The sequence below is a fragment of the Cohnella boryungensis genome, assembly GCF_042651945.1.
In the GTDB taxonomy this organism is placed as follows: domain Bacteria; phylum Bacillota; class Bacilli; order Paenibacillales; family Paenibacillaceae; genus Cohnella; species Cohnella boryungensis.
The window spans coordinates 133,837-150,548 of the sequence record NZ_JBHSED010000013.1 but is presented as its reverse complement, the minus strand read 5'-3'; the positions used below and the strand labels follow the sequence as shown (position 1 = coordinate 150,548).

Here is a 16,712-nt window from a genome sequence, read left to right as displayed (position 1 = left end):
AAGGAGACGAAGTTTTCATGACAGCACCTTCCCGTCCAAACGGCAACAGCAGACCTTCCTCCGGAAGAATTCTCGCCCGTATCGTTTGGATGAGCGTCAAATTGTTGATTATACCGGTTTTGTGCATCGCGGCATTAATTGTCGGGCTTGCGATCGGTTTTTCCGTTCTAGGGGACAGACCCGTGTCGGAAGTGTTCGATCTCAAAACATGGAAGCATATGTATGATCTCGTGTTCGCGGAGGGCTGAAGCCTGGCCTGCAACTTGCAACCGGGACGGCAACTCCCCGGCTTCTGGTCGGGGAGTTTTCATTTGTAGGGGTGAGCGTTATAATGATGGGGAACTTTAGAGAAACGGGGGAAGACGGGGAATGAATGTGCCTAATCTGCTGACAATGTCCCGCTTTGTGCTGATCCCCGTATTTTTGCTTTTGTATTTTAACGACTATGTGATCGCATCTCTGCTTACGCTGCTGCTTGCCGGATTCACGGATTATCTGGACGGTTATATCGCCCGGCGCAGCGGGCAAGTTACCGTCACGGGCAGTATGCTTGATCCGCTTGCGGACAAGCTGATGATGCTGGCTGTCGTTCTGGCGCTTCTGATCAAGAGCGTGCTCCCGCTGGTCGCGTTTATCGTCATGGCCTTCCGGGAGTTGGTCATGATTATAGGCTCGGCGATTTTTTATTTCCGAGGACTTAAGACGGTGCAAGCCAATGCGTTCGGCAAAGCGACGACGGTGATCTATTATCTGGCGATTACGCTTATGCTTCTTGAACAGCCGGGCGGAGTGGCGGTGCTGTGGCTCGGAATTGCTTTATCTTTCTTGACATCGGTTATTTATTTCATGAAGTTCAAAAGGATCAACAGCGTAGCTTAGCTTAGGTCTGGGAAAGGCTGCCCGCGTGCAGCACAAAAGAGCTCGCCGCCGAATAGCCGGCGGCGGACTCTCTTATATCAACCCAAGCTGCTGCAGCTCGCCTGGGGATGGCCGTATTATTCGCTTCGCGCGATAGGCTTATTCGCCGGGCAACCTAAATCGTAGGAGGAATCTCTCATGTTGGATATCGTACAAATTCAGGAGTTAATTCCGCATCGCCCGCCTTTTCTGCTTGTTGACCGGATTCTGGAGCTTGAACCGGGCAAACGCGCCGTCGGCGTCAAGAACGTGACGATGAACGAGCCGCATTTCGTCGGTCATTTTCCGGGATATCCGGTAATGCCCGGCGTGCTTATTGTCGAGGCGCTTGCCCAGGTGGGAACGGCAGCGATGCTGGCTTTGGAAGAGAACAGGGGCAAGCTGGGCTTCTTCGCGGGCATCGACGGCTTCAGGTTCCGCGAGCAAGTAAAGCCGGGAGATACGCTGACGCTGGAGCTGGAGGTTACACGTCTTAAAGGGCCGATCGGCAAAGGCCGCGGAGTCGCTCGGGTAGGCGACAAGGTCGTCGCCGAGGGCGAGCTGATGTTCGCGCTGTCGGATCCGTCCAAAGGTTAGGAAAGGGAGGAACAGTAATGAGCGTAAATCCGCAAAGCCTGTATGAAGGTTGGCTTAACGATCCTAATATAGACGCGCAGACGAAAGAGGAGCTAAGAGGAATCGCGGGCCAGGAGCGCGACATAGAGGATCGCTTCTATCGCGAGCTGGAGTTCGGCACCGGAGGCTTGCGCGGAGTCATGGGCGCAGGCACGAACCGGATGAACCGCTACGTGGTCGGGAAGGCGACGCAAGGCTTCGCTCATTTTCTGCTTGGCGAATCGGCTTCACCCGCCGTTGTTATCGCGCACGACTCCAGACGCAATTCGGATGTGTATGCTCTGGAGGCGGCTTGCGTGCTGGCGGCAAACGGGATCAAGACCTATTTGTTTCCTTCCTTGAGGCCGACTCCGCAGCTGTCGTTCGCCGTTCGCGATCTTAAGGCGACGGGCGGCATCGTGGTTACGGCAAGCCACAATCCACCGGAATACAACGGGTATAAGGTATATGGAGCGGACGGAGGCCAACTGGTGCCGCATCAAGCGGAACAGGTCATTCAGCAGATTCGGCTTGTCGAGTCCTTCGATCAGGTAAAAAGACTGACGCAGCAAGAGGCGGAAGCGCAAGGGCTGCTTGTCTGGCTGGGCGATGCCGAGGATCAGCGATTCGTCGATGCGGTAGCGGCGCAGGTCGTCCAACCTGATCAGATCAAGGGAGCCGCAGGCGCGAACCTTGGCATTGTATTCACGCCGCTGCACGGCGCGGGCAACGTTCCCATTCAGCGCGTGCTTGCGCAAGCCGGATTTGCGAAGGTGAGCGTCGTCAAGGAGCAGGAGCAGCCTGACGGCATGTTTCCGACTGTCAAATCTCCGAACCCGGAGGAGCAGGAGGCGTTCACGCTGGCGGTCGAGCTTGCAGGCGAGGTCGAAGCGGACATCATTATCGGCACGGACCCCGATTGCGATCGCATGGGGGCAGTCGTGAAGAACGACAAAGGCGAATTCGTCGTGCTGTCGGGCAATCAGTCCGGCGCGCTTATGGTTCATTATTTGCTCTCGAATCTGCAAGCTCAGGGCAAGCTGCCGGCGAACGGCGCAGTCGTGAAGACGATCGTCACGAGCGAGATGGGTGCGGATATCGCAGCCTCCTATGGCTGTCAGGTGTTCAGTACGCTGACCGGCTTCAAGTACATCGGCGAGCTGATGACCCGGTTCGAAGCGACCGGCTCGCACGATTTTCTGTTTGGTTACGAGGAAAGCTATGGCTATTTGACCGGAACTTACGCTCGGGACAAGGATGCGGTCGTGGCCTCTCTCTTGATCTGCGAAGCGGCGGCGTATTACAAGTCGCAAGGGAAGACGCTCTATGAAGTGCTTCTGGAGCTGTACGCCAAGCACGGAACCTATCTGGAGAAGCTGGAGTCGCGCACGCTTAAAGGCAAGGACGGCGTGGAGAAAATCGCGGCCATCATGAACGATTGGCGAGCTCGTCCGCCCGCGGCTATCGCCGGCATCGCCGTTAAGGAGGCGCTGGATTACGCGAAGGGGTTAAGCGGTCTGCCTGCCGAGAATGTGCTGAAGTATCTGCTTGAGGACGGCTCGTGGTTCTGCTTGCGCCCTTCGGGGACGGAGCCGAAGATCAAAATTTATTTCGCAGTGCGCGGTCAAGGGCTGGATGAAGCCTCCGCCGCCTTGAAGACGCTCGTAGACGCAGTTATGGCACGCGTGGATTCGCTGGCCTAGAAGAAACGAAGGAGTGACCGTTGTGCCGCAGTGGTTGAATACATGGAATACGAAATTGGCGAAATGGCTCTGGTGGGTTGTGCTGCTGGGCGTTGTGGCATCGTTGCCCGTCGTATACGCCAGAATCCAGACGGAGACGACCGCCGATCAAGTCGCTATCGTGATGGACTATCGCGATTTGCTGCAGGTGTCGAGCACGCAGGTCGATCCGCAGCTTTTTGCGCAAGAGCAGATCCAACGGCTGAAGGACGCGGGCGTGAACGGTATGGTCGTGTTCGAAAGCACCTTGGAGGAGCTGTCCTGGGCGGGAGAGGTGAACGTCTATAACGCCACGCAGGCCGCGCTTCTGGAAGATCGAGTGTCGCCTCCGGACGATAACGGCACCTATGTCGTCTTTAATCGGCCGGAGCATGAGACGACTCTGCGTCCTCTGATTGAATGGGCGTTCCGTCATCATGGAGCGGAAGTGACGAGCTGGTCCGTGAAGGGCCAAACGGGCTTGCGTCTCGGAATGGGGTACGATGATGCCATTCTTCGTCCTATGCAGCCGAATCCGATTGCGATCAAGGACTTGAGAGAAGCGGGTTTCCTCGTATTCCCGAGATTGTCTGATCGCTTCGAGCCTTTCGATGCGAAGGAAGTGGACAAATGGCTGCAATCCTACCAGGATCAAGGCATTGATCGGGTGCTGTTCGACGGGGAAGCGGTCACGGGCTACGGAGACGGCGTCAAAGCCAAAGGCGTCCAACGCTTCGCCGGCTTGCTCAAGCAGCACGGAATCGGAGTGGCGATCTTCGAAAACTTGAGAATTCCGCAAAAAGGGATGTCCAAGCTGGCCAATCTGCTGAAATACGATGCGATTCGCGCGCACTCCGTCGGCGAGGCCGAGATGACGGTCATCAAGAAGCCGGTGCTGGAGGATCGGCTGGTGCTGGCCGTTAAGGACCGCAACATTCGGCTGCTGTATCTGAATGCCGTATCCGCGCGGGATTCGACGAAAGGCCAAGTGACGCATCCGATGAACAACATCGTCGATGTGCTGCAAGGCGAGGAAGACGAGGATGGAAACCAGGTTAGCGCCGGAGTCGTGCAGCAATTGAAGGATTTCGGCTTTGAGGTCGGCTCGCCGAAGGCTTTCGAGGTGCATAAAGCGCCTTCGGAGCAAATCCTGCGCGGCTTGGCGATGTTGGCCGCCATCGTGCTGGTTGCCCTGACGGTCGGCTTGTATCTGCCGTCGCTGCTGCTGCCGGTGCTCGTCGTCGGCGGCATCGGAGGGGCGGGGCTGTACGTCCTGAGCTCGACGCTGATGGTGCAAGCTTTGGCTCTATTCGCGGCGATTGCCGCGCCTACCGCCTCCGTCGTGCTGCTGATCAAGCGCATCCGTGCGGTGAGAGAGGGCGCGGGCGAACAAGCCATGTCGGCGATTCGTCGGCTAAGCGGAGCATTGCTGTTGTTCGTTCGGACGACGGTGTTGTCGCTTGCGGCGGTGCCTCTAGTCGTCGCCATGCTGAACCATATTTCGTACAGCCTGGTGCTGCAGCAGTTCCGCGGCGTTAGCATGCTCCATCTGCTGCCGCTTGGACTTGTGGCGCTGTACGTGTTCCTGTACGGCTCGGGCAACACGGTGATCGAGAACGCGAGGAAAATCCTTGCGATGCCGTTGACGGTTCTCTGGATCGTCGGAGTGGGCTTGCTGGGCGCTGTCGGCTACTATTACTTGTCCAGAACGGGCAACGGCGGACAGGTTACGGGAATCGAGCTCCAGTTCCGCTCGTTGATGGAAAATACGTTCGGAGTTCGGCCGAGGATCAAGGAGTTCATGTTCGGGCATCCGTTGTTCTTCGCGGGAATCTTCCTGGCGCTGCGTTATCGCTGGGGCATGGTTCTGCTTATTGCGGGCACGGTCGCGCAGCTGTCCATGGTCGATACATTTGCCCATATTCATACGCCGCTCTTGCTGTCATTGATCCGCGTAGTGTTAGGGCTGGTCATCGGCTTGATCGTCGGTGCGGTCGCAATTGCGGTCTGGCAGCTCGTTGAGCGCGTCGGCTTAAAGTGGCTCAAGCGTCTGGGCTTGACGGGTCAGCCGCGTTAGACCGGAGCGTTGGCTGCGGCGCGAGGCTCCTGCATGCGGTCATAGGTGCAGCCGAGCTTCAGGCTAAGGCTCTAAGGTAAAGAATCGGAAGTCGAATGAGTCCCCCTCGTTGGCACGACAAGAAGCGCGGGGGATTTTGTTCACGATGCAGAGGATATAGGTTTCACGCTCTTCGACAGCAGAGCGCCGAAGGCGTTTGGGCTTGGAGGTTGGGAAATAGCAATGGAGAAAAAGAATGCTTTGGGTTTCCGCCTTATGAACATTTTATCATCCCGTTCGGAATGAAACGGAATGCCCGTTCATGGGTTCAACCTATATCGTATGGCTGCCAGGGCTTCGGCGGAGATGGGCCTGCATGTAGTCTGTGCCCGTCGATACAAAGAGAAAAATGAAATTTTTATTATGGCAATGAAGCCTGGATATGGTGTACGTTACTGTTGGGCGGTAAATTGCGACGAATGCAAATGGGCGCGAAGTCAAATTTGGAATAAGAGATGTAGGAAACCGTCAAATGACGCATCCTACAATTCAGATAGAGATGGCAAAGACGGGGGCGGAGAACGATCGGACAGCTTGCAGGCAAAGGGACAGGGGACGCAAGGAAGACGTACAGGCTGGTTTTGTCCGGCTACTACGGCTTTCGAAACAGTGGCGACGAGGCCGTGCTCAAGAGCATTCTGACGGCGCTTAAGGAAGCGGCGGACGAAGCGGGGGTCCGGGTGGAGCCGATTGTGCTGTCGGGAGATCCGGAGTGGACGAAGCGGCAGTATGGCGTAGAGGCCGTGCACCGCACGAGGCTGGGAGAAATCAGGCAAGCCTTGAAGAAAAGCGACGGGCTGATCAGCGGCGGCGGCAGCCTGCTGCAGGATGCGACCGGACTGGGCTCGATTCCCTATTATCTGGGAATGATGTCGTTGGCGCGCTGGAGCGGCAAGCCGACGTTCGTATACGCGCAGGGCATCGGACCGGTGAACCGGAAAATATTCCGGCCGTTCATCGCCAGCGCCTTTAAGAAATCGGCGTACGTCTCGGTACGCGATGAAGAGTCGGCGGCGATGCTCGGCCGCTATGGAGTTCCTCCGACAAGCATTGCCGTCGTGCCCGATCCGGTGATGGGCTTGCCGCCCGGAGACGCGGCGGACGAGGCTGCGGATGCAGCCGCAGGGACGGATAAGCCGCCCTTGGTGGGCGTATCCGTCCGGTTCTGGCGCAGCGACCGCGCGGACATGGACCGCGTGGCAGCGGCGCTTGAAGCGCTGGCCGGACGGATGGATGTCCGGCTGCGCTTCCTGCCGTTCCATCGCGGCGCGGACGAGGACGCGTCGCGCTACGTGATGGAACGGCTCGTGCGCTCCGGGGCTTATGCGGAGCAGAAGCTGGAGCTGGCCCCGGCGCACGATGACCCGCAGCGGATGCTGCGGGAGGTCGGCCGATGCGCGCTGCTCATCGGAATGCGCCTGCATTCGCTGATCTATGCGGCGAATCGGGATGTTCCTCTCTTGGGAGTATCCTACGACCCCAAGATCGATCAGTTTCTCCATCGACTGGACCAGCGTGCGATCGGGACGACCGATGCGCTCGATGCGGATAGCGCCGCGCAGCGGGCCGAGGAGATTTTGCGCCGTCCTGATGCCTGGCATGAAGCTTGCGGGGGAGCGATTGCCCGTTTGCGCGAAGAAGCTGCGAAGCCGGCGAAACAAATCATCGACTTCATTCGTATTTAATATAGGCTGCCGTGAAACCTCGATCTGGTTACGAGGCGCAACAACCTGAACAAGCTGGAGAGTGACCGAGTGAATTCCAAACCGAAGCCGTATTCGACGGTTTCCTTATACGGCGTATCCTTTTCTAAGATGAATATGCAAGAAACGGTGAACTACCTGGCAGAGGCCGTCGAGGAGCGGCGTCCGCACCGGGTAATTACCGGCAACCCGATTATGCTGATGGTCGGATTGGACAACCCTTCCTTTCACCACACGCTGTCCACCGCCGATCTCGTGGTGCCCGACGGCACGGGTGTCGTCTGGGCGGCAAGAAGGCTTAAGCAGCCTGTCCAAGAGCGAGTGGCCGGCTTCGACCTGATGCACGAGCTGTTAAGGGAAGGCGAACGCCGGGGATGGAGCGCGTACCTGCTGGGCGCTTCGCCGGAGGTGATCGAAGCCGCGCACGAAAAGCTGAAGCTGCAATACCCGGGCGTGCGTTTCGTCGGTTTCCGGGATGGGTACTTTACGGATAAAGAGGATGAGCAGGTCGTTGCCGCCATTCGCGAGGCCAATCCGGATCTGTTGTTCGTCGCTCGCTCGACAATGAACCAGGAGCCATGGATCGAGAAGTATCACGCCGTTCTCGAAGTGCCTGTGGTCATGGGAGTGGGGGGCAGCTTCGATGTCGTATCCGGCAAGCTTAAGCGCGCTCCGGCCTTTTTCCGCAAGGCGGGCCTGGAATGGCTGTATCGCTTGCTGCAAGAGCCGACGAGGTTCAAGAGAATGCTTGTTTTGCCTCAATTCGCGCTCAAAGTGATCAAAGACGGAGATAAAGTCTTGAAACACAACAATCCGTCCTGAAATAATTCCCGTAAATGACGAAAACGGCTGAAAACGACGGAAAGTTCACCTTGTTGAATTTCTGCTGACGGGAGTATAATTCATTCCGGTACAGAAAAAAGGGGAGTTGTGAATGGTGTCTGGTTGGATGCTAGGTATTGGACTCATTTCATTCATTGCGGCAATGGTATTGGCGCTCGTATTAACACCGCTCGTTAAAAAATTGGCGTACAAGGTAGGCGCGATCGATGTGCCTAACCAACGCAAAGTTCATACAAGAACAATGCCTCGTCTGGGAGGCGTAGGGATTTACGCGGCATTTACGATCAGCTTGCTGATTATTATGCCTTGGGTGCCCGAAGGGCTTCTAAGCTCGTATGATCGCAATCTGATCAGCGCGCTGCTGGTCGGCGGAACGTTGATCGTTCTGCTAGGGGCGCTTGACGACAAGTATGACCTCAATGCGAAGCTGAAGCTGCTCGTGCAGATCGGCGCCGCTTGTATTGTCGTATTCGGCTTCGGCGTCAAGATCAATCTGCTGAACATTCCGTTCGGTTCGGCTATGCAGCCGCTTGGCGAATGGCTCAGTATCGCGCTTACGATCCTCTGGATCGTAGGGGTGACGAACGCCATCAACCTGATCGACGGACTGGACGGCCTCGCTGCCGGGGTGTCCGGCATCGCAATTGCCACGATTCTCGTGATGGGGATCGTCATGAGCAACGAGGCGGTTATTCTGCTCGCTTCCTTGCTGCTGGGCAGCATTGGCGGGTTCCTATTCTTTAACTTCCATCCGGCCAAAATCTTCATGGGCGACTCCGGGGCGCTATTCCTCGGCTTCGCGTTAGCAACCCTGTCGATGCTCGGATTCAAGCAGATTACGATTCTGTCGTTCGTCACTCCGCTGTTAATTATCGGGGTTCCGTTGTCCGACACGTTCTTCGCCATCGTTCGCCGCTGGATACAGAAGAAGCCGATCTTCGAAGCGGACAAGGGACATCTGCATCACTGTCTGCAGCAATTGGGCTTCAGCCACCGCAAGACTGTCCTTATCATCTACGCGATCGCCGCTTTCTTCGGTACGTGCGCGGTCATTCAGTCCTCTGTCTCGAATACGGGGCTGGGCAACTGGATTACGTTTATCGTCATATGCGCGCTGGTGTTCCTCCTTCAGATCGGCGCGGAGCTTATCGGGATCGTGGACAAAACCCGCCGCCCGGTGCTAGACTTCCTGGCGAGACTTCGAATGAAGCCACAGACGGATTCGCGCGGGAAATAAAATCAGACCGAATATCGACCAACCGCCTCGGGGTGCAGCGATGCATTTCGAGGCTTTGTTGCGTCTTGAGGCTTATTTTGCGACGAAAACCCGCAGAATGGCTAAACTTTCGCTTCATTGAGACCGATAACACCTATACGGAATGTTTAGTCAGCTATCAGAGCAAAGAGGATGGGGCGGTGAAACGGTTAAAGGCAAGTCGCTGGATACAACCAACGCCAATCGCAAGCGAACTAGGCTCAACAAGGAGGACTTATCAAAGTGAAAGCTAATTATCATCGCATCATGCAGTGGTTGCTCATAGCAGCCCTGGTTGTATCGATGCTGCCTATAGCTCCCTCTAATTCGAAGGCAGCAGATCCGATTTATTTTACGTTCAGGGATTTCAGTACCTCTCAAACCTCGCCGACGGAGGTCAACTCCAATCAGGTCGAGATCGCGGGTACCTTCAACTCCGTAACCTCCTTGTCCTATCGCATCGAGAAAATCGTAAACGGACAAGTGGTCGAAGCGTCCAACAGTTCGACGCAAGCGATCATCACGGGGGGCAACTCGTTCCGCTTTGCGGCGGTTACCATCTATGAGGGCTTGAACCGGATTACGGTTCGCGGGGTGAACCAGGTCGGCAATGCCGTATCCGGTGAAGCTTATGTTAATTTCTCCAATGTTCCGGTAATCTCCGAGATCAAGCTTACGGACGGAAGATCCTTGTCTTCCACCGCGCCGCTCGTCACTTCGCGCGCGAACGAAGCGATCTCCGTGAATGCGCCGAACGCCACGAACGTTACGATTAACGGGGTGGAAATGTTCGGAGGCTCCGGCTCCACTTTCCTCTTGAATAATTTGGGTCTGAAACGCGGATATAATAAATTGGTCATTCTTGCGAGAAACGGAACCAAGACGTACGAGCTGACCCGTTATTTGGTTTACTTTAACGGATCGCTGACGGCTTATGACGTAAAGTGGGACACCACGGCGCTTGACGGGAACCCGACATTCAGCGCGGCGCCGAACGGCGCAATCAGCGCCAAGGTGATCTTGAAGACCGATACGGCTGCAACGCCTCTTCCTCCTGTGTTTAACGTGGAATTGGTGGATGAAACCGGCGCACCGCTGTCTCCTGCTGTGTCCAGCGCTGCGACCTATAACGCGGCGGACGTGGTGACCACCGGAGACCTGACCACTTATCCTATAACCAGCGGATCGCTTAGCCTCTCTGGCTTGCCGAACGGAAAGTACAACATCAAAGTCTCGGATACCAGCGTCAGCGGCGCGCCGTTTTTCCTTATTCCTTTTACGTATCGCGATGCGAACTCGCCTTACATCACGGACATTAGACAAGCCTACGACGTAACGGCGACGGGTAATCCGATCACTTATGGCTCATCGGCTTCTTTCCCGAACAACTCGACGGTCAGCATCGTTCCGCTTTGGTTGATTCTGGACGTTGCGAACCCTACGGGCATCAGCACCACGGTCACCGCGAAGCAGAACGGAATCGCCGTACCGGCAGCGGATTTCAACTATGCGCTGCACAGCGCGGGAATCGGCAAACCGGCCATCGTCATCAACAAAATGCCAACCGGCGCCGTCGAGCTGACCTTCACGGTAACTGCGGGAAGCTACACGGACAGCATCGTTCGCACGATCTCCTTCGTGCCTGCGCCTTCCATTCAATTAAGCAGCATTTACAACGGTCAGGTGCTGGAAACCAATGCATTGCCTGTCATTGAGGGGAAAGTAATCAACTTTAACCTTGCTGATCCTGCGGAATTGAATACTGTAACCATGAAATTAAACGGTAAGAAGTATCAGATTAACACGTCGGGCGTAGGCCAGATTTATACTCCTGCGACAGCAACCGGGACGTATAAGCCAGGGGATTTTACGTTTGATTCGCGCATCGGAGAGGGTATATCTCCTCCTGTTCCGCTTCTGCTGTTGCCTGGAGCCAACGAACTGATCTTCGAAGGTATTGCGAACGGAGTTCCGGTGTCGACGAACTTTACGATTTATTTCTTCTCGAAAGACAATCCGGCGATCAAGACGATTCGCCCTGTGCCTTTCGTGATCGAGCCTTCCCTGGATACGAATCTGTCCGACATCAAGCGGAAGTTTAACGACGTAGACGTTAAGTTCGCTCCAACGGGCGACAAGCAGTATACGACGACGGAGAAGTCGCTCGACCTTCTGTTCGATGTCGAAGCGTTGACCAGCATGGAAATTCAGGTGGACGGCAAAAAGGTCGCGACCGCCTCCGTTGTCGATACGGGCGCTAATCAAGGAACGATGGATACGGCCGATGCGGAAGCGAGCGACACGATCAAGCTTTATATTGAGGATCCGGTTAATAACAGGGCCGTGACTTCATACACAGATTCCCAATTCAAGTTCAAAATGCGTCTGTCGGAAGTGAAGCTTCCGCAATCGGGCTCGACGAATATTACGATTATCGTTCGCAAGGGAACAGTATCGGTCTCCGAGACATACACGATCATCCGTGATTTGTCTCCGTTCCTGGTGCTGTCTCCGCAATTGCCGAACGAGAGCGTCATTAATTCGAACTTCCTGAAGGTCAGCATTAAAGCCGAGGGCGCGACATCGGTGACGATCGGCAAGAACGCAATGGTTAAAGGCAACGGCGATATTTTCAGATACGAGCTCAAAGATTTGAAAGCCGGGAAGAACACGGTGAAATTCACGGTGCTGCAGGGCACCCAGAAGATCAACGGCTCCTTCGTCGTAAACTACGCGGCGGACAATTCGATTACGGCCCAGTACAAGTCCAAGCTGCCGACATCGGGTAAAATCTCGTTGTTCAAAGGGGAGCTGGGACTGACATTCCCGAAAAATACGTTCTTGAGACAGGCGAATCGCAACCCTGGGCAAGACGTCAAGACGATTAATCTGTTCGACGCGCAGGAGCTGTACTTCGGGATCGCCGACCGTGCGGACGGCAGAACGGTGAAGCGTTACAACGCGGTTGGAGAAGAGGATCTGGACGGAAATCCGCAGGACGGCATTCTCCAAGACGTGCCTGTAAGAGCGGAAGCGACAGATCGCTTGATTCCGAAAACAAACTTTACGTTCGCTTCGAATTTATTCTGGGTCGATTCGGGTTATTTCAAGGGAACCGGCCTCGTGAACGATTACCAGCTGATTGACGCGATGCACCCGTACGCCACGACGGACAACGGAGACGACATTTTCTACATTCGCTCCTTCTATCCGGACAAATGGCTTGAGCCTTCCCAGCGAGGCAAAATCACGATTAAGTACGATTCGAACATCGTGGACGCCATCGCGAAGAACCTGAGCGTATGGCGCTATACCTCGCAAGGCTGGGTGAACGTCGGCGGCACGGTCGACACCAAGAAGAAAACCGTCACCGGCTCGTTCGACGGCTTCGGCTACTACGCGGTTATGTCGCTGCGTTACAGCTTCAGCGACATCGGCGGACACAGCTACGCGCGTCTGGCACTGGAAACGATGTTCTCGCGCGGAATTATGCTTAACAAAGATAACAATGCATTCGGCGTCTACGACAACATTACGCGCGGAGAATTCGCTCAGGTTCTCGTGAAGATGCTGGATATTCCGTTGGAGTACGATCCGAACAACATGACGTTCGACGATGTTATTCCGATCGATTTCCCGGATGCCTTGTGGAATTACCGCTATATTGAAACGGCGGTGAAGAAAGGCTTCGTTCGCGGCAGATCCCCAAGGCTGTTCTGGCCGAACGACACGCTGACGCGCGAAGAAGCGTCGGTCATGATCGCCAGAGCGCTGAACCTGGTGAAGACGACAGCCGACATGGAGAAGGACAGGGAAGCTCTTCAGAAGCTGTTCACGGATGCCAACACGATCAGCATTTACTCTGCGAGCTCCGTTCTTGCCATTCAAAAGGCCGGCTATATCTCGGGAGTGCCGAACAACATTCCGGGAGCCAAGCTGAGCTATCGGTTCGAGCCGGAATCCAACCTGACGAGAGCCGATGCGGCCGTCATTGTGGAACGGATTATGAAGAAGCTTAAAAAGCTATAAAAACGATCGGATGGGAGGGGGGCTGCCTGCGGGCGGCTCTCCTTCATTAATCCCGCGCGCGTTGCACGGGATGCTTCAACTTGGTTCTATAGGAAATGTTTTGACAATGATTTAAAGGTAGGGCCAAGCTATACTAGAGAAGCGATAAAGCCTACATAAGAAAACCGGTTCATTCGCAAGGGGTTTGGTTAAAAAAACTTCGAGTAATTTGAAATAGACCGCAACTTTTCTCCGCGCCGTGCGTTTAAACGTGTGAGTCTTTACGAGAGGGACCTGGGAACTACCCCTCGCGCGGTCTCTATCAAAATGTTCTTTACGCTGGGTAAGCGTCTCATGTATAATGAGGAAAGTGGCATATTTTACCCTGCCTAATTTCTGTTTATTTTCCGCTAGGTTACAAGTTTCTGCGACATGCTTCTACTCCAATAGACATGCCGTCAGACATCAATTATAGACAATGCTCTACTCAAGGAAGGGGGTGAAAACGCCGATGAGAGATTCGAGCTATAATTTTCACACACAAACAAAACAGATATTTTCTCGAGGAGGAGAAAAAAAGGTTATGAAGAAAAGTTTATCTCTCTTGCTTTCCTTCGCCCTGGTATTCGGATTGTTCGCATCCATGGCATCTGCAGCTGACACTCAGTTGACAACTGCAGAGAAATACAAAGTTCTCGTTGACAAAGGTATCCTTAAGGGTACTACAACGGGCAACGACGGGCTGGGTGACAACCTGACTCGTGCTCAATTCGCTACAATCGCAATCGCACTTGCTGGTCTGCAAGCTGAAAAGCCTGCTACTGCTACCTTCACAGACGTTAAGTCCTCGGAATGGTGGTACGGTGCAATCGAAGCAGCTGCTAAAGCTGGTTTGGTTGAAGGCACTGGCGCTGGCAAATTCACTCCGCGCGCTGACGTAACGGTTGAGTCCGTTATCAAAATCGCTGTAACGATCGCTAAGATCGAGCCAGTGAAAGACGCTAAGGTTGAAGGCGCTTCTGACTGGGCTGGCCCTTACATCCAAGCTGCTTTGGACAAAGGTCTGATCCCTGCTGGTCTGGACTACAAGTCCAACGCTACTCGCGGCCAATCGATCGACGTTGTTTACCCGGTATACCTGGGCCAACAAGAGCCTGCTAAGGTTTCTGTTGCTTCCGCTAAGGCTACTGGCGTTAAAGAAGTAACTGTAGCTTTGGACAAAGCGGTTGACACTGCTAAAGCTACGTTCACGTTGAAAAAAGGCGCTGTTTCTGTAGCTCTGAACGCTACGAAATGGTCTGACGACAAGAAAACAGCTGTACTTCCTTTGAAAGACGTTAAAATCTCCGAAGGCGAATACACTGTAACGTTGGCAGGTCTGGAAGCAGACGCTATCGACAAAAACAGCGGTACGTTCACAGCTACAAACGAAAAGGTTGAAAAAATCGAATTCGTAACGGCTAGCGACGAAATTGCTTACTCCGCTAAAGCAAAAGTTAAAGTTAAAGCTTCCAACCAATACGGTGAGCAAGCATCGTACCCATCTTCCGCATACTCCGTATTCACAGGCTACACTGGCCTGGGCGAAAGAGTAACGAAAGACGACGAAGGCTACCTGATCATCGAATTGAACACGAACGTTAATAGTATCACGCAAAACGTGAGCCAAATTCCGTTGACGATCTACTACAACGAAACTCGCGTAATGGCTGCTAAAACGTTCAAAGTCGGCAATGCTCCTTTCGTTACGAAAATCGAGCTTGGCGATGTCAAGTATGACGGCACTAAAACAAGCTTGACTACTGCTGGTGAAACAGCGATCGTTCCAATCAAATTGTACGACCAATACGGCAACCCGATCACTAAAGATCAAGTAGCTGGCTCTACTATTAACTTCAATCAATTTATCCAACCACATGCGGCTAACCTGACCGCTACAACTGACGATTTCGACAATGACAACTATTTCGAAACGAAAGTTGTGCTTGCGAAGAAGGAAGCTAAAGCTGCTACGTACACATTGTCTGTATACGCTGGCGGAACTTCCGCAACAGCTAGCATCAACGTTGGCGCAGGTAAAGTAGCTACTAAAGTGGGCTTCGGCGAGTTCAGCAACGTTCTTGCTTCCGGCGACACTTCGAAAGCTTACATCCCAATTGTTGCATACGATAACGAAGGCAACCAATTGACGAAAGACGAACTGGTTGATTCCGTAAACGCTGCTCGTGTTAAAGTATCTGTAAGTGGTCCAGTTGTAGCTTCCAACACGATCATCGCTTCGGGTCCAAACAAAGGCTCCGTTGAAATCACTTCCGTAAATGCTAACACTGCAAAGAGCACTGTATTCATTACGGCAAGCATCGCTGAAATCGATGCTCAAGATTTCAAAACGATGAACATCAACATCCAAGAAGCTCGTCAACCTGAAACGTTGGTAATTGACTCCTCTTCTGCTGTAAAAGCAGTGCTGGGCGCAAACTCCGACTTCAAGATTCTGATTCAAGACCAATACGGCAAGAAGTACAGCAATCTTGCTGGCTACCAAGTTGACGTAACTCTGATCAACACGGACGGCACACCTGCAATTACGTTGCTGGGCAGAGATTCCAACGTAGCTAAAGTGGGCACAGCGGTTGCTGGCGCACCTGCAATCAGCTACACGAATGCTGAAGGCTCCCAATTCAATGATGGCTTCACGTTTGACACTACTGCAAGTGTTTATGGCAAAGTTCAATTCAAAGCTGAATTGATCAAGCTTGCAACAGGTACTGCTCCTCAAACGTCTCTGAAAGTTGTAACGCAAACGATCGAGTCCATCGATCCGAGCAAAGTTGACCTGACTTATTCTCTGAAAGATCCAGGCGCATTGTTCGCAGCTAAAGACAGCGGCTTGCTGCCTTCTGGCTTCGACGCTGCTGATACAAGCCGTCTTGCAAAAGCTGTTACAATCGAAGTTAAGGATACAGCTGGCAACAGCGTAGCATTCCCTGGCGATCTGGTTCAAACAGTTTCTTCTTCTAACGGTCTTGCCGTTGTTTACGATCAAGGTACTGGCGTTACAAACGAGAACGATGCAGACAAGTTCTACTTGCTGGGTAACAAAGCAGGTACATCGACTGTAACTGCTACAGTATACTCCGCTAAGGGTGAAATCGTCTCTGCTAGCGGCACTGTAACGGTTAAGGCTGATGCTGTAGCTGTTGAGACAATCTCCGCAGGTAACGGCGACAAGCAAGCTGCTGCTAATACCTACAACGCATACGATCTGATGGACCTGAAAGTAGTCGATAACTATGGTATCGAGTACAAAGCTACTAACATCGATCGTTACAAGAAATTGCTCGGCGTGACTTACACAGTAACAAACGTTAAGGGTACTGGATCGGTTTCCCTGAACTCGGGTACTAACCAAGTTACTATCAATGGTACTGTTACTGAGTTCTTGTTGACTGCTCAAGCTCCTAACGGCAAAACAACTACTACATTGGTTTATAACTAATCTGTAGTTGCTTGCGAGAAGGACTGCCGGATTTATCCGGCAGTCCTTTTTTGCG

The 16,712-nt window shown here is 53.7% G+C and carries 10 protein-coding genes; all 10 read left to right on the top strand.

Translation table 11 applies throughout. The features are described 5' to 3' along the window. Positions 1 to 17: 17 nt before the first annotated feature. Complete coding sequence (locus ACFO1S_RS08435; RefSeq protein WP_378126593.1) at positions 18 to 248, top strand: DNA-directed RNA polymerase subunit beta; 231 nt, start codon at positions 18 to 20, stop codon at positions 246 to 248. Between the two features lie 121 nt (positions 249 to 369). After that, positions 370 to 879 (top strand): CDP-alcohol phosphatidyltransferase family protein, encoded by a 510-nt coding sequence (locus tag ACFO1S_RS08430; protein ID WP_204602800.1) that lies wholly within the window; start codon positions 370 to 372, stop codon positions 877 to 879. Positions 880 to 1,056: 177 nt separating this feature from the next. Then, positions 1,057 to 1,494, top strand: a complete 438-nt coding sequence (gene fabZ / locus ACFO1S_RS08425; protein ID WP_204602801.1) for a 3-hydroxyacyl-ACP dehydratase FabZ — start codon at positions 1,057 to 1,059, stop codon at positions 1,492 to 1,494. Positions 1,495 to 1,511: 17 nt separating this feature from the next. Further along, complete coding sequence (locus ACFO1S_RS08420; RefSeq protein ID WP_204602802.1) at positions 1,512 to 3,215, top strand: phospho-sugar mutase; 1,704 nt, start codon at positions 1,512 to 1,514, stop codon at positions 3,213 to 3,215. A 22-nt stretch (positions 3,216 to 3,237) separates the two neighbouring features. After that, entirely contained in the window at positions 3,238 to 5,310 is a 2,073-nt protein-coding gene (locus ACFO1S_RS08415) for a DUF5693 family protein (protein WP_204602803.1), read from the top strand. A gap of 614 nt (positions 5,311 to 5,924) precedes the next feature. Next, positions 5,925 to 7,034 (top strand): polysaccharide pyruvyl transferase CsaB, encoded by a 1,110-nt coding sequence (gene csaB, locus ACFO1S_RS08410; protein ID WP_378126662.1) that lies wholly within the window; start codon positions 5,925 to 5,927, stop codon positions 7,032 to 7,034. A 69-nt stretch (positions 7,035 to 7,103) separates the two neighbouring features. Next, positions 7,104 to 7,874 (top strand): WecB/TagA/CpsF family glycosyltransferase, encoded by a 771-nt coding sequence (locus tag ACFO1S_RS08405; protein ID WP_378126590.1) that lies wholly within the window; start codon positions 7,104 to 7,106, stop codon positions 7,872 to 7,874. Positions 7,875 to 8,001: 127 nt separating this feature from the next. Next, entirely contained in the window at positions 8,002 to 9,132 is a 1,131-nt protein-coding gene (locus ACFO1S_RS08400; protein WP_204602922.1) for a glycosyltransferase family 4 protein, read from the top strand. 261 nt (positions 9,133 to 9,393) lie between these two features. Further along, entirely contained in the window at positions 9,394 to 13,179 is a 3,786-nt protein-coding gene (locus ACFO1S_RS08395) for an S-layer homology domain-containing protein (RefSeq protein WP_204602804.1), read from the top strand. Positions 13,180 to 13,741: 562 nt separating this feature from the next. Next, positions 13,742 to 16,657, top strand: coding sequence for an S-layer homology domain-containing protein (locus ACFO1S_RS08390; RefSeq protein WP_204602805.1), 2,916 nt, complete (start codon positions 13,742 to 13,744; stop codon positions 16,655 to 16,657). Positions 16,658 to 16,712: the final 55 nt, after the last annotated feature.